We start from the raw sequence: 20,482 nt of genomic DNA, 5'->3' as shown, positions 1-20,482 counted from the left end.
CTCAAAACTCACGCTCCTGCTGGTGAGTGGGGCCGACCTGGAAGCTGCCGGTGTTGCCGGACCCGGCCTGCCGTCCCTGCTGGATACCTCGTCGCAGGTTCGTCAGACGGCCCCGTACGTCGTCGGGCGCCCGGGAGACCTGCGGACCGGACTGGAGTGGCTGCTCCTGCGCCGTGCCCGGCACCAGGTTGGCGCGCGGCACCCGGCGGGGGAGGCCGGAGGTCGTGACACCGCCGGCCGCGGGCTTGCGCACGCGCTCGGCCTGGCGGACCAGTTCGTCGTTGGGCGTCGCACGCCAGCCCGCCGACGCGGCGTCGGACCCGCGACCCTGGACCTGGCCCTGCCCCTGGCTCTGTGCCGGGCCCTGGCCGTAGCCCTGGTTCCGGCCGCCCTGGCCCTGGCCGGTGTGCTGCGGCAGCGCCGGGTCCGGGCGGCCGTGCGCCGGGCGCTGCGGCTGGGGGAGCTGCGGCTGCGGCTGCTGCGGTACGACCGGGGTGGGCATCGTCTGGTCGTGCGCCGGGTACGGGTCGCCCGCGGGACGCCCCTGGTACCGGCCCTGGTCCTGCGGCTGGCCCTGGCCCTGGCCGCCCTGCTGGTGGGCGGGGGCCTGCGGGGCGCCGTGCTGGCCCTCCTGCTGGTGGAACCAGTTGTTCTCCAGCGTGTCGAACAGCGGCGTACGGCCGTCACCCGCGCCCGCGGGCGGCAGGCTCCCGGCCGGCTCGCGCGGCGCGCCGAAGTCCGGGCGCGGGATCGCCGCGGTGGACGCCGGGTCCTGCGGGGCCTGACCGCCCTGGCGGCCGTCCTGGTCCGGGCGCGGGCCGTTGAAGTCGGGGCGCGGGAACTCGGCCGTGGAGCCGGGGCCCTGGTGGTCCGACGGCGCCGAGGGGCGCGCGAACTGGCCGGTCGCCTCGTGCTCGTCGTGGCCGCGCGGCGCGTCCAGCGGGGAACGCCGGCCGCCCTGGTCGCCGCCCCAGCCGCCCTGCTGCGGGCGCCCGGGGCGCTGCGGGCCGCCCGGGAGCTCGGCGCGCGGGCCGCCGGAGGCCGGGAGCTGCTGCTGGTGCTGCTGCCCCTGCCCCTGGTCGCCCTGCGGTGCCGAGGCGCCGCGCGGCGCCTGGCCGCCCTGGCCCTGCCACACGTCGGAGCGCGTCGGAATGCCGCCCTGCGGTGCCTGACCGCCCTGCGGTGCCTGACCCTGCGGCGCGTGACCGCCCTGCGGTGCCTGACCGCCCTGGGGCGCCTGGCCCTGGTCGCCGTACGCGCCGGGGAACCCGGCACCCTGGCCGCGGCCGTCCGGCTGCTGGCCGCCCCGGCCGGGCTGGCCGCCCTGCGGCCCGCCGAACAGCCCGCCGCCCTGCGGCGCACCGCCCTGCGCACCACCCGGGCGCCCGCCCAGGTCGTCGCGGCCGGGCAGCGCCGCACGGGCGCCGGAGCCCACCTGGCCGCGCGCGGCGAGACCCGCGGCGAGCCGGTTCTGCGGGGCGCCACCGGGGCGCCCGCCGGGCAGACCGCCCTGGCCGGCACCGCGGCCGCCGCCCTGGCCGGGGCCGCCCTGCGGACCGCCCTGACCGCCCGGGCCACCGGGCTTCTTGCCGCCCTGCGTGACGTCCACGGGCAGCATGACCAGCGCGGTCGTGCCACCGGAGTCGGACGGGCGCAGCTGGATGCGGATGCCGTGCCGCAGCGACAGGCGGCCGACCACGAACAGACCCATGCGGCGGGAGACGGAGACGTCCACGGTCGGCGGCGAGGCGAGCCGCTCGTTGATCGCGGCGAGGTCCTCGGGGGAGAGGCCGATACCGGTGTCGTGGATCTCGACCAGCACCCGCCCGTCCGGCAGCGCGTGACCGGTGACCCGCACCTTGGTCTGCGGCGAGGAGAACGACGTGGCGTTCTCCAGCAGCTCGGCGAGGAGGTGCACGAGGTCGTTGACGACGCGGCCGGCGACCTCGGTGGCCGGTACGGACGCGAGCTCGATGCGCTCGTACTGCTCCACCTCGGACGCGGCGGCGCGCAGGACGTCGACGAGCGGCACGGGCCGCGTCCACCGGCGTCCGGGCTCCTCACCGGCGAGGACGAGGAGGTTCTCGCCGTTACGGCGCATGCGCGTCGCGAGGTGGTCGAGCTTGAACAGCGACGACAGCTGGTCCGGATCGGCCTCTCGGGACTCCAGTTCCGAGATGAGCGAGAGCTGACGCTGGATCAGACCCTGCGAGCGGCGCGAGAGGTTGGTGAACATCGCGTTGACGTTGCCCCGCAGCAGGGCCTGCTCGGCGGCGAGGCGGACCGCCTCGCGGTGCACGTCGTCGAAGGCCGCGGCCACCTTGCCGATCTCGTCGCGCGAGTGCACACCGACGGACTCCACGGACGTGTCCACGTCCTGCGGGTCGGCCTCGGAGAGCTGCTTGACCAGCTCGGGCAGGCGCTCCTGGGCGACCCGGGTCGCGGTGTCCTGGAGCCGCCGCAGCGAGGTGATCATGGAGCGGGCCACCACGAAGGCGCCGACGAGGGACACGCCGAGGACGAGGAGGATCAGGGCACCGTTGATGATGGCGTCGCGCTGCGACTCCTGGCGCAGCTCACGGGCCTTGCTCTCCATCTCGCCCAGCAGGGTGGCCTCGATGGTCTCCATGGCGCGGAGCTTGGTCTCGGCCTCTTCCGTCCAGTCGAGGTACGTACGGACCGGGGCGCGGCTCAGGGCGTTCTGGTCGCGCAGCACGCGGTCCGCGTACTGGTCGGCGGCCTGGATCGCCGGGTTGCCGGAGTTCAGCGGGCCGAGCAGCTCGGTGGCGTCGCCGCCGGCCGACTCGTAGATGGAGCGGAACGACTTGAGGGACGAGCCCTCGTTGACGTGCGCGTCCCAGGCGAACTGCCGGTCGAACTCGTTGAGCCGGGTCTTGTCCCGGGTGTTCTTCGGCAGGGCGGCGGCGATGATCGCCCGCTGCATCGACGCGTACTCCTTGGCGGACGAGAACGCCGCCAGCGCACGCGTGCGCTTGATCATCTCCGGGTTGTTGGTGGCCTGGGCCATGTCCTGCGACAGGGTGAGCAGCGACTCGATGAGCCGGTTGTACTTGCTCACCGTCGCGGAGGTCATGTCGCCCTTGTAGGCCTGCTTCCGGATGGTGCCGAGCGTGATGACCTGGTTGGCGATCTGCGTGACGTTGGCGCGGATACTCGCCAGCGCCTCGTCGTTCTGCGTGTCACCGATCTCGTCGGTGGCGTCGAGGAAGGCCCGCTGCGCCGAGTCCGTCTTGTCGCGCGGGTTCTTGATCATGTGGTTCTCGACGGCCATGCCGTTGGCCATGGGGCCCGCCGACTGGTCGCGCTCCTCCTGGAGCGCCTGCGCGAGGTGGTGCGCCTCGCGGGTCAGCTTGGTGAGCAGCTGCATGTGATCCAGCTGCTCCATGTTCTCCATCGACTCCTGGATGCGGAGTCCGCCCAGCGAGGTCGCGGCGACCACGGGAAGGGCGAGCAGGGAGACCAGCCGGGTGCTGATGCGCCAGTTGCGCAGGGCTATTCGCGAGCCGGTGTCACCCGGCGTCGTGGCCTTCGGTTCCTTCCCCCGCTTGGCGGACTTGCCCGCCTTGTCGCGCCGTCCGGGCTTCCCGCCCTTGCCACCGCCTGCCGCACCTGCCGCCTCGGACCCGGCTGCCGCGCCCGCTGCGCGGCCGGCGTGGTCGCCGCCGTCGCCGGCGGCCGCCGGTCCCGCGTTCTGGGTGTGCTGGGGCGAGGAGCCGCGGTCGGTCCCGCCGCGCGGCTCCTGTTCCGCCGCAGCGCTGCCATCCCTCTTGAAACGTCCCTGCACTAGCGTCGCAACCTCTGGACCAGGCGTCCCTTCCGCGCGAGCGGAACAGGACGGTGTCGGCGTCGTGGGAGCGCGAGTGCGCCCCTCGGTGGTCGTCGGTGACCGGCGCGGAATCCCCCCTTCCCCACCGCCGCTCGGCGCTGCCTTTGCGCCCCAGCTCGCCGGTCTCCATCGCGGCGGTGCGTGGAATTCCAGCACAGTGCCGGATCTCCAACAAGGGCGGTCGTCCGGCCCGTGGACCGCGTCACCCCACGTGATCATCTCCTCACCGCATGTAGAAAGAGAGTCGGGAGAAAGCGGACGTTCTCTGACGAGTCGCTTACGCGGGGAGGGTGTCCCAGTCGCGATGATCAGCGGCGGAATAAAGGGTTCAGTGGCGGAATGTCCGATTTCGTTACCTCCAACTCCCGCCCGGAATGCCCGACTTGGGGTGTCGATGGTGAGGAAACTCACATGCCAACGGGGGGCTGTTCGCGGTATTGGCGGGGAACACGATGTTTAGCCTGACGCTTTACAGGGATGGGCCATCCGTCAAGGGCGCCCCGCCGCCCACCCGAGCCGAGCAACGAGGTCTGAAGCCACCGTGAAGACGACGATGACGATCCGCAGCACCGCCAACCCCCGCCGCACCACCCTCGCCCACCTCGGCGACGCGGCCCGGCTGGAGCGCGGCGCCCTCCCGGAGCAGGCGACCACACTGCCCACCGTCACCGCCAACCCCCGCCGCACGGTCCTCATGAAGGCCCCGGCCGCCGCGACCGCCGCCGAGTGAGCGGTACCACCGCCTGACCCCCGTCCGGTGCGCGCGACCCGTTCCAGGGCCGCGCGCACCGGCGTACGGCGGGTCGCCCTCCCCTCCCGCGTTAGCCTGGAGCGTCAGACTCCAGCCAGCTCAGTGAGGGGCACACGCATCCGTGCGCATCGCCAGATTCTCCATCGACGGCAATGTCGCCTTCGGCGCGGTCGAGGGTGAAAGCGCCCCCGGCGCAGAGGGTGACCTCGTCCTCGACATCATCAAGGGCATCCCGTACACCGACTTCGAACTCAGCGGCACGAAGGTCCCGCTGAGCAAGGTCAGGCTCCTGCCGCCGGTGCTTCCCAACAAGGTCGTGGCCATCGGCCGCAACTACGCGGAGCACGCCGCCGAGCTGGGCAACGAGGTCCCGGAGGTCCCCGTCGCCTTCTTCAAGCCCACCACCTCGGTGATCGGCTCCGGCGACGCGATCGAGTACCCCTCCTTCTCCAGCGAACTGCACCACGAGGCCGAGCTCGCCGTCGTCATCGGCCGCATGTGCCGCGAGGTCCCGCGCGAGCGCGTCAAGGACGTCGTCTTCGGCTACACCTGCGCCAACGACGTCACCGCCCGCGACGCCCAGAAGCGCGAGAAGCAGTGGGCCCGCGCCAAGGGCTTCGACACCTCCTGCCCCCTGGGCCCCTGGGTGGAGACCGACCTCGACCCGGGCGACCTCGCCATCCAGTGCACGGTCAACGGCGTCCAGCGCCAGCTCGGCCGTACGAGCGACATGATCCGCTCCATCGAGGACCTGGTCGTCCACATCTCCGAGGCCATGACGCTGCTCCCCGGCGACGTGATCCTCACCGGCACCCCCGCCGGGGTCGGCCCCCTCAACGTCGGCGACGAGGTCGCCGTCACCATCGAAGGCATCGGCACTCTCACCAACAAGGTGATCAAGCGTGGTTAACTCCCCCGACCGCTCCGTCCGCGTACGGTTCTGCCCGTCCCCGACGGGCAACCCCCACGTGGGCCTGGTCCGCACCGCCCTGTTCAACTGGGCCTTCGCCCGGCACCACGGCGGCACCATGGTCTTCCGCATCGAGGACACCGACGCGGCCCGCGACTCGGAGGAGTCGTACCAGCAGCTCCTCGACGCGATGCGCTGGCTCGGCCTCGACTGGGACGAGGGCCCCGAGGTCGGCGGCCCCCACGCGCCGTACCGCCAGTCGCAGCGCATGGACCTCTACCGCGACGTCGCCGACAAGCTCCTCAAGGGCGGCTACGCGTACCACTGCTACTGCACCACCGAGGAGCTCGACGAGCGCCGCGAGGCCGCCCGCGCCGCCGGCAAGCCCTCCGGCTACGACGGCCACTGCCGCGAGCTGACCGCCGAGCAGGTCGCCGCGTACGAGGCGGAGGGCCGCTCCGCGATCGTCCGCTTCCGCATGCCCGACGAGCCGATCACCTTCCGCGACCTGGTGCGCGGCGAGCTGACCTTCACCCCGGACAACGTCCCGGACTACGGCATCGTCCGCGCCAACGGCGCCCCGCTGTACACGCTGGTCAACCCGGTCGACGACGCGCTGATGGAGATCACGCACGTCCTGCGCGGCGAGGACCTGCTGTCCTCCACCCCGCGCCAGATCGCCCTGTACAAGGCGCTCATCGAGCTGGGCGTCGCCAAGTCGATCCCGGAGTTCGGCCACCTGCCGTACGTCATGGGCGAGGGCAACAAGAAGCTCTCCAAGCGCGACCCGCAGTCCTCCCTGAACCTGTACCGGGAGCGCGGCTTCCTCCGCGAGGGCCTGCTGAACTACCTGTCGCTGCTCGGCTGGTCCTTCTCCGCCGACCGCGACATCTTCACCATCTCCGAGATGGTCGAGAAGTTCGACGTCGCGGACGTCAACGCCAACCCGGCCCGCTTCGACCTGAAGAAGGCCGAGGCGATCAACGCCGACCACATCCGCATGCTGGACGAGCAGGAGTTCGTCGCCGCCTGCGAGCCGTGGCTCCAGGCACCGCACGCCCCGTGGGCGCCGGAGGACTTCGACCGTGAGGCGTGGCAGCGGATCGCCCCGTACGCCCAGACCCGCCTGACGGTCCTCTCCGAGATCACCCAGAACGTGGACTTCCTGTTCCTGAAGGAGCCGGCCGAGGACGAGGCGTCCTGGCAGAAGGCCATGAAGGGCGACCCCGCGGCGCTGCTCACGACCGCCCGCGCCAAGCTGGAGGCCGCGGACTGGACCAGCGCCGAGTCCCTGAAGGACGCCGTCCTGAAGGCGGGCGAGGAGCACGGCCTGAAGCTCGGCAAGGCGCAGGCCCCGGTCCGCGTCGCCGTCACGGGCCGCACGGTCGGCCTGCCGCTCTTCGAGTCCCTGGAGATCCTGGGCAAGGAGAGGACCCTCTCCCGCATCGACGCGGCCCTGGCGAAGCTCGCCGGCTGATCACCGCACCACGCCCCCGGGGGCGGCGCCCACCCCAAGGTGGCCGCCGCCCCCGCGCCGTTTCCCGGGCCGCCCCGGCAACCTCTGCGCGAGCCCCCCGCCCCCGGCCCCGGCGCGCCCCGCGGAAGCCCCGCCCTCCCGTGCCTGGCCGCCCCCGCCGAGGAGACCCGACCCCTGCCTGGGCGCCCGCGCAGGAGACCCGCCCGTACGGACCCCGCCGCCCTGCACGTGCGCCCAGCCGCCCGGGGCCCGCCCGACGCCGCGCGCCGCCCCGTACGGCACCGGCTGCCCCGCAGGCCGCTCCCGTGCGGTCCTGCGTCCCGCCCCTGCGGCGTGTCCCCGTCCGGCGGGGCGAGGCGGCCGACCGGGGGCGCGCCACCACCCGCGGGCCCGGACGCGGGCGCCGAGGCGCCGGGGGGACGGCGCCGTCTTCCGGTGACCCGCCCTGTGGGCCGCCGTGCGGCGGTACCGTCGCGGTATGGCGATCCGCGCGATCCTCTGGGACATCGACGACACGATCTTCGACTACGCCACCGCCGACCGCGCAGGCATGCGACGGCACCTGCGCGACGAGGGCCTCGCCGATGGCTTCGACGGCGTCGAGGACGCCCTGCGGCGGTGGCGCGAGGCGACCGCCCTGCACTGGACGAGGTTCGCCGCCGGCGAGACCACCTGGGAGGAACAGCGCCGGGACCGCGTCAGGACCTTCCTCGGCACCCCCCTGGACGACGACGAGGCCGACGCCTGGTTCGAGCGGTACCTGGCGCACTACGAGGCCGCCTGGGCGCTGTTCCCGGACACCGTCCCCGTACTGGACGTCCTCGCCGCCGGGTACCGGCACGCCGTCCTGTCGAACTCGTCCCTCCTCAACCAGGACCGCAAGCTCCGCGTCCTCGGCGTACGGGACCGCTTCGAGGCCGTCCTCTGCGCCGCCGACATCGGCGTGTCCAAGCCCGAGGCCGCCGCGTTCCACGCCGCCTGCGACGCCCTGGGCCTGCCCCCGGCCGAGGTCCTGTACGTCGGCGACCATCCCGACATCGACGCCCGGGGCGCCGTCGAGGCGGGCCTGCGCGGGGTCTGGCTCGACCGCACGGGTCTCGGCGGCCGTCCCGAGCTGACCCGCATCACGGACCTCCACCAGCTCCCCGCGCTGCTCCGCCGCGATACCCGTTTTGGAGCGCCGGACACCTTCGGGTAATGTTCTTCCTGCGCCGAGGGGAGCGGGCCGAAAGGCCGGAGCCCCGAAGCGCAAGCCGAACAAGATCTCCCTCGGGGGTTTGCGTTCCGGTGGCCTATGGTGTAATTGGCAGCACGACTGATTCTGGTTCAGTTAGTCTTGGTTCGAGTCCAGGTAGGCCAGCTCGCAGAGCTCATCTGCAAAGCCCCCGTTGTGTAGCGGCCTAGCACGCTGCCCTCTCAAGGCAGTAGCGCCGGTTCGAATCCGGTCGGGGGTACAGATCCTTCCCGCGGGATCATCAGGGTCGCACCCGATGATCTCGATGCAGGATCGCTAGGGCCCCCGTTGTGTAGCGGCCTAGCACGCCGCCCTCTCAAGGCGGTAGCGCCGGTTCGAATCCGGTCGGGGGTACCAACTGGTCTAAACCACCAGTGGCCTATGGTGTAATTGGCAGCACGACTGATTCTGGTTCAGTTAGTCTTGGTTCGAGTCCAGGTAGGCCAGCGGGTTCACGCAAGTGATCCACGCCCCCGTTGTGTAGCGGCCTAGCACGCCGCCCTCTCAAGGCGGTAGCGCCGGTTCGAATCCGGTCGGGGGTACAGATGAGGAAGCCCTCCCCAGCAGGGGAAGGGCTTCCTCGCTTTTTCGTGCCGCACCGCACGAGAAGGCCCACGGCAACACACAACTCCGGCCCACCGCTGCGGCGTTGAAGCGGTGAGCCGGAGTTGGCAGAAGGATCATGGACAGGTACGAGCCGAGGGTTCAGCCCGAGCGGCGCAGCGCCTCCGTCAGCCGGGACGCCGCGTCGATCACGGCCTGGGCGTGCATCCGGCCCGGGTGGCGCGTCAGGCGCTCGATCGGACCCGACACGGACACGGCGGCCACCACCCGGTTCGACGGGCCCCGCACGGGCGCCGAGACGGACGCGACCCCCGGCTCCCGCTCGCCGATCGACTGGGCCCAGCCGCGGCGCCGTACGCCCGACAGGGCCGTCGCCGTGAAACGGGCGCCCTGGAGTCCACGGTGCAGGCGCTCGGGCTCCTCCCAGGCCATGAGGATCTGCGCCGACGAGCCGGCCTTCATCGTGAGCGTCGAACCCACCGGGACCGTGTCCCGCAGACCCGACAGCCGCTCCGCCGCCGCCACGCAGATCCGCATGTCGCCCTGGCGTCGGTAGAGCTGGGCGCTCTCGCCCGTCACGTCCCGCAGATGGGTGAGCACCGGGCCCGCCGTGGCCAGCAGACGGTCCTCACCGGCCGCGGCGGCCAGCTCGGCCAGCCGCGGGCCCAGGATGAACCGGCCCTGCATGTCCCTCGCCACCATCCGGTGGTGTTCCAGGGCCACGGCCAGCCGGTGGGCCGTGGGTCGTGCGAGCCCGGTCGCCGCGACCAGCCCGGCGAGGGTGGCCGGACCGGACTCCAGAGCGCTCAGAACCAGAGCTGCCTTGTCGAGAACGCCGACGCCGCTAGAGTTGTCCATGCAACGATACTCACGTCTCACTCTGTGAAACGCAAGTTCAATTTTCCCGGGATCTTGCCAACCTGGTGGGGCGGGCCGCGATCCACGGTCCGCTGCCGCCGTCCAGAACGTGGAATCACGGGGAGACCCGGACGCCGGCGCGGATATCTCTAGATCGCCGGCGCACCCGCCGGCCGGAGGGAAAGCGATGGGTAGGACACTCGCGGAGAAGGTCTGGGACGACCACGTCGTCCGGCGCGCCGAGGGCGAGCCCGACCTCCTCTTCATCGACCTGCACCTGCTGCACGAGGTGACCAGCCCCCAGGCCTTCGACGGCCTGCGCAAGAGCGGCCGGCAGGTGCGGCGGCTCGACCTGACCATCGCCACCGAGGACCACAACACCCCGACCCTCGACATCGACAAGCCCATCGCCGACCCCGTCTCCCGCGCCCAGCTGGAGACCCTGCGCAAGAACTGCGCGGAGTTCGGCGTACGGCTCCATCCGCTCGGCGACGTCGAGCAGGGCGTCGTCCACGTCGTCGGCCCGCAGCTGGGCCTCACCCAGCCCGGCATGACCGTGGTCTGCGGTGACTCCCACACCTCCACCCACGGCGCCTTCGGCGCGCTCGCCTTCGGCATCGGCACCTCCCAGGTCGAGCACGTCCTGGCCACCCAGACGCTGCCCATGGCCCGTCCCAAAACCATGGCCATCACCGTCGAGGGCGAGCTGCCCGACGGCGTCACCGCCAAGGACCTCATCCTGGCGATCATCGCCAGGATCGGCACCGGCGGCGGCCAGGGCTACATCCTGGAGTACCGCGGCTCCGCCATCGAGAAGCTCTCGATGGAAGCCCGCATGACCATCTGCAACATGTCCATCGAGGCCGGCGCCCGCGCGGGCATGATCGCGCCCGACGAGACCACGTTCGCCTACCTCAAGGGCCGCGCCCACGCCCCCGAAGGTGCCGACTGGGACGCCGCCGTCGCGTACTGGAAGACGCTGCGCACCGACGACGACGCCGTCTTCGACGCCGAGGTCGTCATCGACGCCGCCGAGCTGTCCCCGTTCGTCACCTGGGGCACCAACCCCGGGCAGGGAGCCCCGCTTTCGGCGTCCGTCCCCGACCCCGCTTCGTACGAAGACGCATCGGAGCGCCTCGCCGCCGAGAAGGCCCTGGAGTACATGGGCCTCAACGCCGGGCAGCCGCTGCGCGACATCAAGGTGGACACGGTCTTCGTCGGCTCCTGCACCAACGGCCGCATCGAGGACCTGCGCGCCGCCGCCGCGGTCCTTCAGGGCCGCACCATCGCCGACGGCGTACGGATGCTCGTCGTCCCCGGCTCCGCCCGCGTCGGCCTCCAGGCCGTCGACGAGGGCCTGGACAAGGTGTTCAAGGAGGCCGGAGCCGAATGGCGGCACGCGGGCTGCTCCATGTGCCTCGGCATGAACCCCGACCAACTCGCGCCCGGCGAGCGCTCCGCGTCCACCTCCAACCGCAACTTCGAGGGGCGGCAGGGCAAGGGCGGCCGCACCCACCTGGTCTCGCCGCAGGTCGCCGCCGCCACCGCGGTCCTCGGCCACCTGGCCTCCCCGGCCGACCTGTCCGACGTCGAAGCCACCACTCCCGCGGGGGTCTGAAGAACCATGGAAGCATTCACCAAGCACACCGGCCGTGCCGTCCCGCTGCGCCGCGGCAACGTGGACACGGACCAGATCATCCCCGCGCACTGGCTCAAGAAGGTCACCCGCGACGGCTTCGAGGACGGCCTCTTCGAGGCCTGGCGCAAGGATCCCGAGTTCGTCCTCAACCGCCCCGAGCGGCAGGGCGCCACCGTCCTCGTCGCCGGCCCCGACTTCGGTACCGGCTCCTCCCGCGAGCACGCCGTGTGGGCCCTCCAGAACTACGGCTTCAAAACGGTCATCTCCTCCCGCTTCGCCGACATCTTCCGCGGCAACTCGCTGAAGAACGGCCTGCTCACCGTGGTCCTCGACCAGAAGACCGTGGACGCCCTGTGGGAGCTGACCGAAGCCGACCCGCAGGCCGAGATCACCGTGGACCTCGTCGCCCGCCAGGTGCGCGCCGAAGGCGTCACCGCGGACTTCGAGCTCGACGAGAACGCCCGCTGGCGGCTGCTCAACGGCCTCGACGACATCAGCATCACCCTCCGGAACGAGGCGGACATCGCCGCGTACGAGGCCAAGCGCCCCTCGTACAAGCCGCGCACCCTCCCCGTCTGACCCCGCCAGGGGCCGGACGCCCCGCATACCATCCGGTGCCCCCGGCCGCCTCGGCGGCCGGGGGCACCGCCGCGTTCAACTGGCGTGAAAACGACCCTCGCGACCCCCTTCCGACACCCCCGCCAGGGTGCCGCGCCGCCATCCGGCTGACGCCGCGCACCATAGGCCCAAACCGTCTCCACGGCATCCCGAGAACAGCCGAAACAGCGCCAACTCGGTTTACGACCTGCGGTGTTGGGCAAGCGAAGGGTGCCGCGGGAAAGGCGCCCGGGAGCACCCCGAAACGCCGTCGGAGCACGTCAGTTACCCCCTACGCAGGCGACAACTCGCCCCAGATGGCACAATCGGCGCATGGAACGCGACAGCCAACTCGAGCTCTACGAGGCGGTCGCAACCCGGCTGAAAGAAGCGCACTCCCGAGTGCGCGCACTGCAAGTCCCGGAGGGCGTAAGGATGGCGCTGTCCCGGAAGCTGTTGGTCATCACGGCCGCGGCGAAGCACGATCTCGTGGACGCGGCACGGCGTCTCGACCGGTTGATGAAGGACCTCGACGAGGGCCGATTCCCTGAAGGGGACTGACCACCCGGAAGTCCGCGAACGGCTACTGCGTTGCGGCACAAGGGTGATTAGCCCGTTTCGTGTTTGATTTGCGGTATATATCTGCCTAACGTGCGAAAACGCTTGAACACTTTCGTTCCGGCAATGTCTCCGAAGGGGAAGACGTGAACAAGGCGCAGCTCGTAGAAGCGATTGCCGACAAGATGGGCGGCCGGCAGCAGGCCGCCGACGCCGTTGACGCGGTGCTCGACGCGATCGTCCGTGCCGTCGTCGCCGGTGACCGGGTGTCTGTCACCGGCTTCGGCTCGTTCGAGAAGGTCGAGCGTCCGGCCCGCTACGCCCGCAACCCGCAGACCGGTGAGCGCGTCCGGGTCAAGAAGACCTCCGTGCCGCGCTTCCGTGCGGGCCAGGGCTTCAAGGACCTGGTCAGCGGCACGAAGAAGCTGCCCAAGGGCGGCGAGGTCGCCGTCAAGAAGGCCCCCAAGGGCAGCCTCTCCGGCGCCCCGCCCACCATCGCCAAGGCCGCCACCAAGAAGGCCGCGGCGAAGAAGGCCACCGCCAAGAAGGCCACGCCGGCCAAGAAGACGACGGCCGCCGCCAAGAAGACCACGGCGAAGAAGACCACCTCCGCGGCGACCAAGAAGACGACGGCCGCCGCCAAGAAGGCCGCGCCCGCGAAGAAGGCGACCCCGGCGACCGCCAAGAAGACCACGGCGAAGAAGACGACCGCGCCCGCGAAGAAGGCCACGGCCAAGAAGGCCCCCGCCAAGAAGACCACGGCGCGCAAGACCACCGCGGCGAAGAAGACCGCCACGCCGAGGAACAAGTAAGCGGCGCGACGGCGAGGAGACACTCACCGGCGACGGCACGACCGCCCACCGGCCGCTCCCACACGGCCATCCTGACGCGGCACTCACACGCGGGGCCGGGCTCCCTCCGGGGAGCCCGGCCCGCGGTGCGTCCGCCCGCACGACGACCGGTCGCGCGGGGCGTCAGAACGTCTGAAGCGTCACCAGCGTGATCCGCAGCGACCCCCCCTCGCCCTCCGTCTCGATCCGCACCCGCTGCCCCACCCGCAGCAGCCGCAGACCCCCCGCGTCGAACGCCTCGGCGCCGAACTCCACCAGCGTGCCGTCGTCGAGCAGCACACTGCCGCTGCGGGTCTCGGGATCGTACGTGTACGCGGTCGCCTGCATGCCTCGCAGCCTATCCGCTGCCCGCCGACAGGCCCCCGCCCCGCACGGCTTATCCGCTGTCCACCGGCAGGCCTCCGCCCCGCACCGCTTATCCGCTGCCCGCGGGCAGGGCCCCCGCCCGGCACCGCCCCGCCGTGCACGGCCCCACGCCCAGCTCCAGCGCCGCCCGCAGATCCGCCTCCGTGTCCACGTCCCGCCGTACGGACGCGACATCGCCGAGCCGTATTTCCACCGCGCCCGACGACAAATGCGCCAGCCGTGACGCGCCCCCGAAAGCAGGGCGCAATTCAATTCCCGGAGCCGCCGACAGAAACGTCGTACCGATATCGGCGGCATCCGCCAGAAAAGCCCGCGGAAAACGCCCCGCCTCCGCCAGCACCCGCCCCAGCTCCCCGGGCCGCAGCGCCGGAAGGTCCGCGTTCAGCGCCGCCACCGCCGCACCGGGCCGCCGCGCCCGCACCGCCCGCGCCCCGTACACCAGCGCCGCGTTGAGTCCCGCCGCCGGACGGTCCGGCACCACCCGGGCGCCCAGCGCGCCCAGCCGCCGCGCGGCCGACGGGTCGTCCGTGACGACCACCACATCCCGTACCGCCGCGCAGGCCAGCGCCGACGCCACCGTGTCCACCGCGAACGCCAGCGCCAGCCGCCGCCGCTCCGCCGGGCCGACCGCCCCGGCGAGCCTGGTCTTCGCCAGCGCAAGGGGTTTCAGCGGAACCACCAGCGACCAGAGCGGCGCCATCTGACTCCGCCCGCCGCCGCCCGGGACCCGCTCTCCGTCCTTCTCCATCCCGGCCATTGTCGCGCGGCCCGGTCACGACCCGGGGAGCCGGTGCCGAAGGCGGGGCGTACGGTGTTCTCGACAGACCAGGGGCATGGGGCGACACTTGACCCCCGGCACGACCAGTACCACAGCAAGACCCACAGGAAGGTGTCCGCGTGTCCCGCCGCAGAATCGGCTTCTGGTACCGCCTGGCGGCGGTCATCGCAAAACCGCCGCTACTGGTTCTGTTCAAGCGGGACTGGCGCGGAATGGAGCACATTCCTGCCGACGGTGGATTCATCACGGCCGTCAACCACAACTCTTACCTCGACCCGCTGTCGTACGCGCACTTCCAGTACAACACCGGACGCGTACCGCGCTTCCTGGCGAAGGCGGGCCTCTTCAAGGTCGGCTTCGTCGGCACCATGCTCCGCGGCACGGGGCAGATCCCCGTCTACCGAGAGACGACCGACGCCCTGGACGCCTTCCGCGCCGCCGTCGCCGCCATCGAACGGGGCGAGTGCGTCGCCTTCTACCCCGAGGGCACCCTCACCCGCGACCCCGCGATGTGGCCCATGGCGGGCAAGACCGGCGCCGCCCGCGTCGCGCTCCTCACCAGGGCGCCGGTCATCCCCGTCGCCCAGTGGGGCGCCAACCTCGCGATGCCGCCGTATGCCAAGGAGAAGAAGCTCCGCCTCTTCCCCCGCAAGACGCTGACGGTCGTCGCCGGACCGCCCGTGGACCTCTCCCGGTTCCACGGCGTGGAGCCCACCAACGAGGTGCTGCGCGAGGCCACCGAGGAGATCATGCGGGCCATCACCGCGCTCCTGGAGGACATCCGGGGCGAGAAGGCCCCCGCCGAGCCGTACGACCACCGCATGGCCCGGCTGGAACAGCGCCGCAAGGCCGCAGGGGAGGAAGCCAAGTGACACACCCCGTCAAGGCAGCCGTCTACGGGACCGGCTCGTGGGGTACGGCCTTCGGCATGGTCCTGGCCGACGCCGGATGCGACGTCACCCTCTGGGGCCGACGCGCCGAGGTCGCCGACGCCATCAACACGACGCGCACCAACCCGGACTACTTCCCCGGCGTCGAGCTGCCCGCGAACCTCCGCGCCACCACCGACCCCGCCGAGGCCGCCGAGGGCGCCGACTTCACCGTCCTCGCCATCCCCTCCCAGACCCTCCGCGGCAACCTCGCCGCCTGGGCGCCGAAGCTCGCCCCCGACACGGTCCTGGTCTCCCTGATGAAGGGCATCGAACTGGGCACGTGCGAGCGGATGAGCGAGGTCGTCCAGGAGGTCGCGCAGGTCCCCGCCGAGCGCGTCGCCGTCGTCACCGGGCCCAACCTGGCCAAGGAGATCATGGCCCGTATGCCGGCCGCAGCCGTCGTCGCCTGCCGCGACGAGGCCGTCGCCCGGCGGCTCCAAGCCGCGTGCCACACCCCGTACTTCCGCCCGTACACCAACACCGACGTGATCGGCTGCGAGCTGGGCGGCGCCGTCAAGAACGTCATCGGCCTGGCCGTCGGCATCGCGGACGGCATGGGCCTCGGCGACAACGCCAAGGGCTCCCTCATCACCAGAGGCCTGGCCGAGACGACCCGCCTCGGCCTAGCGATGGGCGCCGACCCGCTCACCTTCTCCGGCCTCGCGGGTCTGGGCGACCTGGTCGCGACCTGCTCCTCGTCGCTGTCCCGCAACCACACGTTCGGCTTCAACCTGGGCAAGGGCATGACGCTGGAGGAGACCATCGCGGTCACCCGGCAGACCGCCGAGGGCGTCAAGTCCTGCCGCTCCGTCCTCGACCTGGCCCGGCGGCACGGGGTCGACATGCCCATCACGGAGACCGTCGTCGGCATCGTCCACGAGGAAAAGCCGCCGATGGTGGCACTCAAGGAGCTGATGTCGCGCGCCGCCAAGCCCGAGCGACGCTGACGCACCCGGGGCGAGCGGGTACGCTCATCGCGATATGAGCAGCGAGAACCTCCCCACCAGCCCCGGGCGTAAGCCGCGCGTGGCCGTCGTCTTCGGCGGACGCAGCTCCGAGCACGCCATCTCCGTCGTCACGGCCGGCGCCGTCCTGCGCGCCATCGACCGGACGAAGTACGACGTGCTGCCCATCGGCATCACCACCGACGGCCGCTGGGCGCTGACCGCCGACGCCCCGGAGCGGATGGCCATCGCCGACCGCACGCTGCCCAGCGTCGACGACCTCGCCGAGTCCGGCGAGGGCAGCGTCGTGCTGTCCGCCGACCCCACCAGCCGGGAGATCGTCTACGCGGAGCCCAGCTCCGTCCCGAAGGCCCTCGGCGAAGTGGACGTCGTCTTCCCCGTCCTCCACGGCCCGTACGGCGAGGACGGCACCCTCCAGGGCCTGCTGGAGCTCGCGGGCGTCCCGTACGTCGGCGCCGGCGTCCTCGCCTCCGCCGTCGGCCAGGACAAGGAGTACATGAAGCGCGTCTTCACCTCCTTCGGCCTGCCCGTCGGCCCCTACGAGGTCATCCGCCCCCGCGAGTGGGACCGCGACCCGGCCGCCGCCCGCCGCAAGGTCCTGGACTTCACCGCCGAGCACGGCTGGCCGCTGTTCGTGAAGCCCGCCCGCGCCGGGTCCTCCATCGGCATCACCAAGGTGGACGACGAGTCCGGCCTCGACGCGGCCATCGCCGAGGCGCGCCGCCACGATCCGAAGGTCCTGGTCGAGTCGCTGCTCACGGGCCGCGAGATCGAGTGCGGCGTCCTGGAGTTCGAGGACGGGCCGCGCGCCAGCGCCCCCGCGTGGATCCCGCCGGTCAGCGACCACGACTTCTACGACTTCGAGGCCAAGTACATCGACGCGGCGTCCGGCGTCGTGCCCGCCCCGATCACCCCGGAGCAGACCGCCGAGGTGCAGCGGCTCGCGATCGAGGCGTTCGAGGCGGCCTCCTGCGAGGGCCTGGTCCGCGCCGACTTCTTCCTCACCGACGACGGCGAGTTCGTCATCAACGAGATCAACACCCTGCCGGGCTTCACGCCGATCTCGATGTACCCGCGCATGTGGGAGGCGTCCGGCGTGGACTACCCGGAGCTGATCGACCGCCTCATCCAGGCCGCCCTGCGCCGCCCGACCGGGCTGCGCTAGACGGTACGGGCCGTACGCGGCGGGGACGCGGGCACGCCGTGCCGGGCCCCCGCCGCGACGGGTCCGCCCCGCCATGCCTCAGAGGCTCGGCGGGACGGTCCTGCTCACGGGCCCGGCGAAGTCCACCAGCGGCCCCGTGTCGTGCGCGAACCGCTTGTCGAGCGACAGCTCCACGTACGCCTCGCGGTACGTGGTGGTGAAGCGCGGACCGGTGCCCTCCCGCTGCTCCAGCAGCCAGTTGACGTCGTCCGCCTCGATCGCGTGCGCCTGCGGATCGCTCATCCGGTCGGGCCGGGGAACCCCGCAGCGCAGTACGATCGCCCCGTCCCCCCACGCGGCGGTCAGTTCGGAACGCGGCTCCGTCGCGCTCCGGGCCAGCCCCGCGACCGTCTCCGGCAACTCCCGGTGCAGGGCGCGGCAGTACGCGGCCGCCTCCGCGGCCGGGCTGGGGACCGGGACGGGCGTCCCCGTGTCCGTCAGGGCGCAGCCCGGCGCCGTCGCCAGCAGCAGGACCGCGGCGACGGCGCCGACCGCGGCGGGCAGGCGGGGGAACCGGTGGGTGGACTTCACCGGCTCAGCGTAGACGGGGGCTACAGGTGGACGACCGGGCAGGTCAGGGTGCGGGTGATGCCTTCCACCTGCTGGACCTTGGCGACGACCATGCGGCCGAGTTCGTCCACCGTGTCCGCCTGGGCGCGCACGATCACGTCGTACGGGCCCGTCACGTCCTCGGCCTGGATCACGCCGGGGATCTTCGCGATGGTGTCGGCGACCAGAGACGCCTTCCCCACCTCGGTCTGAATCAGGATGTACGCCTGTACCACGGAACCTCCAGGGCGGCCACGGGGATCATCCTGGGCTCGTCGGGACCCAGGGAAGAAAGGGACGCCACGGTATCGCGTCGCCGCGTGCGGCGGGGAGACCACGGGGCCGGGGGTGACCGGAGCGTGGCGTACGAGAGACAGAAGTTGACGGCTTCGTCCGTCTCATTGACCGTACCTACAGCAGTGACGGCTCGCGACCGCAACCGCAGCAGGACCAGTCGGTCGTACGGTGAGCCCATGACGACATGGAGAGGTGAACCTCGGTGAAGGGCACTGTCGGCGAGCTCGGGGAGTTCGGGCTCATCAGGGAGCTCACCTCCCGGCTCACCACCACCCCGGCGGTACGGATCGGGCCGGGGGACGACGCCGCCGTCGTGGCCGCACCCGACCGGCGGGTCGTCGCCAGCACGGACATCCTGCTGGAGGGCCGCCACTTCCGCCGCGACTGGTCCACCGCGTACGACGTGGGCCGCAAGGCCGCCGCGCAGAACCTCGCGGACATCGCCGCGATGGGCGCCGTGCCCACCGCGCTCCTCCTCGGCCTGGTCGTCCCCGCCGAACTCCCCGCCACCTGGCCGACGGAGCTGATGGACGGGCTGCGCGACGAGTGCCAGGTCGCCGGAGCCGCCGTCGTCGGCGGCGACGTCGTACGCGGTGACACGATCACCGTGTCCATCACCGCCCTCGGCGACCTGCGCAACCACGAGCCCGTCACGCGCGGCGGCGCCCAGCCCGGCGATGTCGTCGCCTACACCGGCTGGCTCGGCTGGTCCGCCGCCGGGTACGCCGTCCTGTCCCGCGGCTTCCGCTCGCCGCGCGCGTTCGTCGAGGCGCACCGCAGGCCCGAGCCGCCGTACCACGCCGGTCCCGCCGCCGCGAGCCTCGGCGCGACCGCCATGTGCGACGTCAGCGACGGCCTCATCGCGGACCTCCGGCACATCGCGGAGGCCAGCAAGGTCCGCATCGACCTGCGGTCCGGCGCCATCGACATCCCCACGCAGATGAACGACATCGGCCAGGCCGTCGGCGTGGACCCGCTCCAGTGGGTGCTCACCGGGGGAGAGGACCACGCGATCGTCGCGACGTTCCCGCCGGACGTGAAGCTGCCCGCCCGCTGGAAGGTCATCGGCGAGGTCCTCAACCCGTCGGCGCTGCCGCAGGTCACCGTGGACGGCGCGCCCTGGCACACGGCGGGCGGCTGGGACCACTTCGGCGGCCCGTACGGGGGTGCCGAGTGACCTCCCCGACCCACCAGGCCCCGCCCCGGGTGCTGACCGTCGCCGGGTCCGACTCGGGCGGCGGCGCCGGCATCCAGGCCGACCTGAAGACCATGCTCGCCCTGGGCGTCCACGGCATGAGCGTCCTCACGGCCGTCACCGCGCAGAACTCGCTGGGCGTCCAGGGCGCCTGGGAGCTGCCGGAGGAGGCCGTGCGCGCCCAGTACCGCAGCGTCGTCGGGGACATCGGCGTCCAGGCCGTGAAGACCGGGATGCTCAGCTCCGCGACGCTGGTGGAGACCGTCGCGGAGCTGCTCGCGGCGACGGACGCCCCGGTCGTCGTGGACCCGGTCGGCGTCTCCAAGCACGGCGACCCGCTGCTGGCCGCCTCCGCGCTGGACTCGGTCCGCAAGCGGCTGCTGCCCGTGGCGACCGTCGCGACCCCGAACCTGGACGAGGTGGCGCAGCTCACGGACGTACGGGTGGAGGGCGAGGAGGATCTGCGGCGGGCCGCCGACGAGGTCCTGGCGTTCGGGCCGCGCTGGGCACTGATCAAGGGCGGGCACCTGGCGGGCGAGGCGGTGGATCTGCTGACGGACGGCCGCGAGGAGCACTGGTACCGGGCGCCGCGCCTCGACAACCGGCACACCCACGGCACCGGCTGCACGCTCGCCTCCGCGATCGCCGCGGGCCTGGCGAAGGGCCTCGCCGTGCCGGAGGCGGTGGGCCGGGCCAAGGAGTACGTCACCGGGGCCATCGCCGCCGGGTTCGCCCTGGGCGGCGGCATCGGCCCGGTGGACCACGCCTGGGAGTGGCGGGGCTGAGCCCTCGAGCGAGGGGGCGCGTCCCATGGGGGCGCGCCCGCTGCTTGGACGCCCCATGCTCGTACGGCCGCCCTGCCCGTAGGCCCGCCCCGCTCGTACGCCCGCGCTCGCGTCCACGCGCCTCA

At 72.2% G+C, this 20,482-nt stretch carries 19 protein-coding genes and 5 tRNA genes; 18 read left to right on the top strand and 6 right to left on the bottom strand.

Features of this window, described 5'->3' with window-relative positions; genetic code table 11:
• Position 1 precedes the first annotated feature (1 nt).
• Positions 2 to 3,805 carry a sensor histidine kinase gene (locus J116_RS06995; protein WP_023586373.1) on the bottom strand — a complete coding sequence of 1,268 codons (3,804 nt, stop codon included), beginning with the start codon at positions 3,803 to 3,805 and terminating at the stop codon, positions 2 to 4.
• A gap of 583 nt (positions 3,806 to 4,388) precedes the next feature.
• On the opposite strand from J116_RS06995, the gene J116_RS29865 reads away from it, so the two are divergent.
• From J116_RS29865 to J116_RS06945, 9 genes are all read left to right on the top strand, one after another.
• Entirely contained in the window at positions 4,389 to 4,577 is a 189-nt protein-coding gene (locus J116_RS29865) for a hypothetical protein (protein ID WP_023586372.1), read from the top strand.
• Between the two features lie 142 nt (positions 4,578 to 4,719).
• On the top strand, positions 4,720 to 5,508 hold the full coding sequence (locus J116_RS06985; RefSeq protein WP_023586371.1) for a fumarylacetoacetate hydrolase family protein: 789 nt from the start codon (positions 4,720 to 4,722) through the stop codon (positions 5,506 to 5,508).
• Positions 5,501 to 6,985, top strand: a complete 1,485-nt coding sequence (gltX, locus tag J116_RS06980; RefSeq protein WP_028963777.1) for a glutamate--tRNA ligase — start codon at positions 5,501 to 5,503, stop codon at positions 6,983 to 6,985. Before J116_RS06985 ends, gltX begins: the two co-directional genes overlap by 8 nt.
• A 478-nt stretch (positions 6,986 to 7,463) precedes the next feature.
• Complete coding sequence (locus tag J116_RS06970; protein WP_023586368.1) at positions 7,464 to 8,183, top strand: HAD family hydrolase; 720 nt, start codon at positions 7,464 to 7,466, stop codon at positions 8,181 to 8,183.
• Between the two features lie 90 nt (positions 8,184 to 8,273).
• Positions 8,274 to 8,345 (top strand) — tRNA-Gln (locus J116_RS06965).
• 21 nt (positions 8,346 to 8,366) lie between these two features.
• Positions 8,367 to 8,439, top strand: a tRNA-Glu gene (locus tag J116_RS06960).
• Between the two features lie 61 nt (positions 8,440 to 8,500).
• Positions 8,501 to 8,576, top strand: a tRNA-Glu gene (locus tag J116_RS06955).
• 18 nt (positions 8,577 to 8,594) lie between these two features.
• Positions 8,595 to 8,666: transfer RNA gene (locus tag J116_RS06950), tRNA-Gln, on the top strand.
• Between the two features lie 22 nt (positions 8,667 to 8,688).
• Positions 8,689 to 8,761: transfer RNA gene (locus J116_RS06945), tRNA-Glu, on the top strand.
• A 163-nt stretch (positions 8,762 to 8,924) separates the two neighbouring features.
• Here J116_RS06945 and ndgR read toward each other — a convergent pair.
• On the bottom strand, positions 8,925 to 9,641 hold the full coding sequence (gene ndgR, locus J116_RS06940) for an IclR family transcriptional regulator NdgR (protein ID WP_023586367.1): 717 nt from the start codon (positions 9,639 to 9,641) through the stop codon (positions 8,925 to 8,927).
• A 187-nt stretch (positions 9,642 to 9,828) separates the two neighbouring features.
• Between ndgR and leuC the strand changes: the two genes are divergently transcribed.
• The 4 genes from leuC (at position 9,829) to J116_RS06920 (ending at position 13,247) form a co-directional block, all read left to right on the top strand.
• A complete protein-coding gene (gene leuC / locus J116_RS06935) occupies positions 9,829 to 11,259 on the top strand; it encodes a 3-isopropylmalate dehydratase large subunit (RefSeq protein WP_023586366.1) in 1,431 nt (476 codons plus the stop codon).
• 6 nt (positions 11,260 to 11,265) lie between these two features.
• Entirely contained in the window at positions 11,266 to 11,859 is a 594-nt protein-coding gene (gene leuD / locus J116_RS06930; RefSeq protein WP_023586365.1) for a 3-isopropylmalate dehydratase small subunit, read from the top strand.
• 351 nt (positions 11,860 to 12,210) lie between these two features.
• Entirely contained in the window at positions 12,211 to 12,438 is a 228-nt protein-coding gene (locus J116_RS06925; protein WP_023586364.1) for an SCO5555 family protein, read from the top strand.
• A 143-nt stretch (positions 12,439 to 12,581) separates the two neighbouring features.
• Positions 12,582 to 13,247 (top strand): HU family DNA-binding protein, encoded by a 666-nt coding sequence (locus J116_RS06920; RefSeq protein WP_023586363.1) that lies wholly within the window; start codon positions 12,582 to 12,584, stop codon positions 13,245 to 13,247.
• A gap of 162 nt (positions 13,248 to 13,409) precedes the next feature.
• Here the strand turns inward: J116_RS06920 and J116_RS06915 are convergent, their stop codons facing one another.
• Complete coding sequence (locus J116_RS06915; protein ID WP_023586362.1) at positions 13,410 to 13,613, bottom strand: hypothetical protein; 204 nt, start codon at positions 13,611 to 13,613, stop codon at positions 13,410 to 13,412.
• A gap of 88 nt (positions 13,614 to 13,701) precedes the next feature.
• Positions 13,702 to 14,400 (bottom strand): 2-phospho-L-lactate guanylyltransferase, encoded by a 699-nt coding sequence (cofC, locus tag J116_RS06910; protein ID WP_028963776.1) that lies wholly within the window; start codon positions 14,398 to 14,400, stop codon positions 13,702 to 13,704.
• A 149-nt stretch (positions 14,401 to 14,549) separates the two neighbouring features.
• On the opposite strand from cofC, the gene J116_RS06905 reads away from it, so the two are divergent.
• Genes J116_RS06905 through J116_RS06895 form a run of 3 tightly spaced genes read left to right on the top strand, consistent with a single transcriptional unit; the run spans position 14,550 to position 17,492 of the window.
• The gene (locus J116_RS06905) at positions 14,550 to 15,302 is read left to right on the top strand and encodes a lysophospholipid acyltransferase family protein (RefSeq protein ID WP_023586360.1); all 753 of its coding nucleotides are present in this window, start codon (positions 14,550 to 14,552) and stop codon (positions 15,300 to 15,302) included.
• Complete coding sequence (locus tag J116_RS06900; protein WP_023586359.1) at positions 15,299 to 16,309, top strand: NAD(P)H-dependent glycerol-3-phosphate dehydrogenase; 1,011 nt, start codon at positions 15,299 to 15,301, stop codon at positions 16,307 to 16,309. Before J116_RS06905 ends, J116_RS06900 begins: the two co-directional genes overlap by 4 nt.
• 34 nt (positions 16,310 to 16,343) lie before the next feature.
• The gene (locus tag J116_RS06895) at positions 16,344 to 17,492 is read left to right on the top strand and encodes a D-alanine--D-alanine ligase family protein (protein WP_028963775.1); all 1,149 of its coding nucleotides are present in this window, start codon (positions 16,344 to 16,346) and stop codon (positions 17,490 to 17,492) included.
• Between the two features lie 78 nt (positions 17,493 to 17,570).
• Here the strand turns inward: J116_RS06895 and J116_RS06890 are convergent, their stop codons facing one another.
• Positions 17,571 to 18,062 (bottom strand): DUF3515 domain-containing protein, encoded by a 492-nt coding sequence (locus J116_RS06890; protein ID WP_023586357.1) that lies wholly within the window; start codon positions 18,060 to 18,062, stop codon positions 17,571 to 17,573.
• A 20-nt stretch (positions 18,063 to 18,082) separates the two neighbouring features.
• Entirely contained in the window at positions 18,083 to 18,316 is a 234-nt protein-coding gene (locus tag J116_RS06885) for an Lrp/AsnC family transcriptional regulator (RefSeq protein ID WP_023586356.1), read from the bottom strand.
• A gap of 263 nt (positions 18,317 to 18,579) precedes the next feature.
• Here J116_RS06885 and J116_RS06880 point away from each other — a divergent pair, with 263 nt between their 5' ends.
• Both J116_RS06880 and thiD read left to right on the top strand, forming a co-directional pair.
• Positions 18,580 to 19,554, top strand: coding sequence for a thiamine-phosphate kinase (locus tag J116_RS06880; RefSeq protein ID WP_023586355.1), 975 nt, complete (start codon positions 18,580 to 18,582; stop codon positions 19,552 to 19,554).
• Positions 19,551 to 20,357 (top strand): bifunctional hydroxymethylpyrimidine kinase/phosphomethylpyrimidine kinase, encoded by an 807-nt coding sequence (gene thiD / locus J116_RS06875; RefSeq protein WP_023586354.1) that lies wholly within the window; start codon positions 19,551 to 19,553, stop codon positions 20,355 to 20,357. The genes J116_RS06880 and thiD overlap by 4 nt, the downstream gene beginning before the upstream one ends.
• The last annotated feature ends 125 nt before the right edge of the window (positions 20,358 to 20,482 follow it).

This window comes from Streptomyces thermolilacinus SPC6, from assembly GCF_000478605.2.
GTDB classification, from domain to species: Bacteria; Actinomycetota; Actinomycetes; order Streptomycetales; family Streptomycetaceae; genus Streptomyces; species Streptomyces thermolilacinus.
The sequence above is the reverse complement of the archived record's forward strand: the minus strand, read 5'-3'. Positions and strand labels throughout refer to the sequence as shown.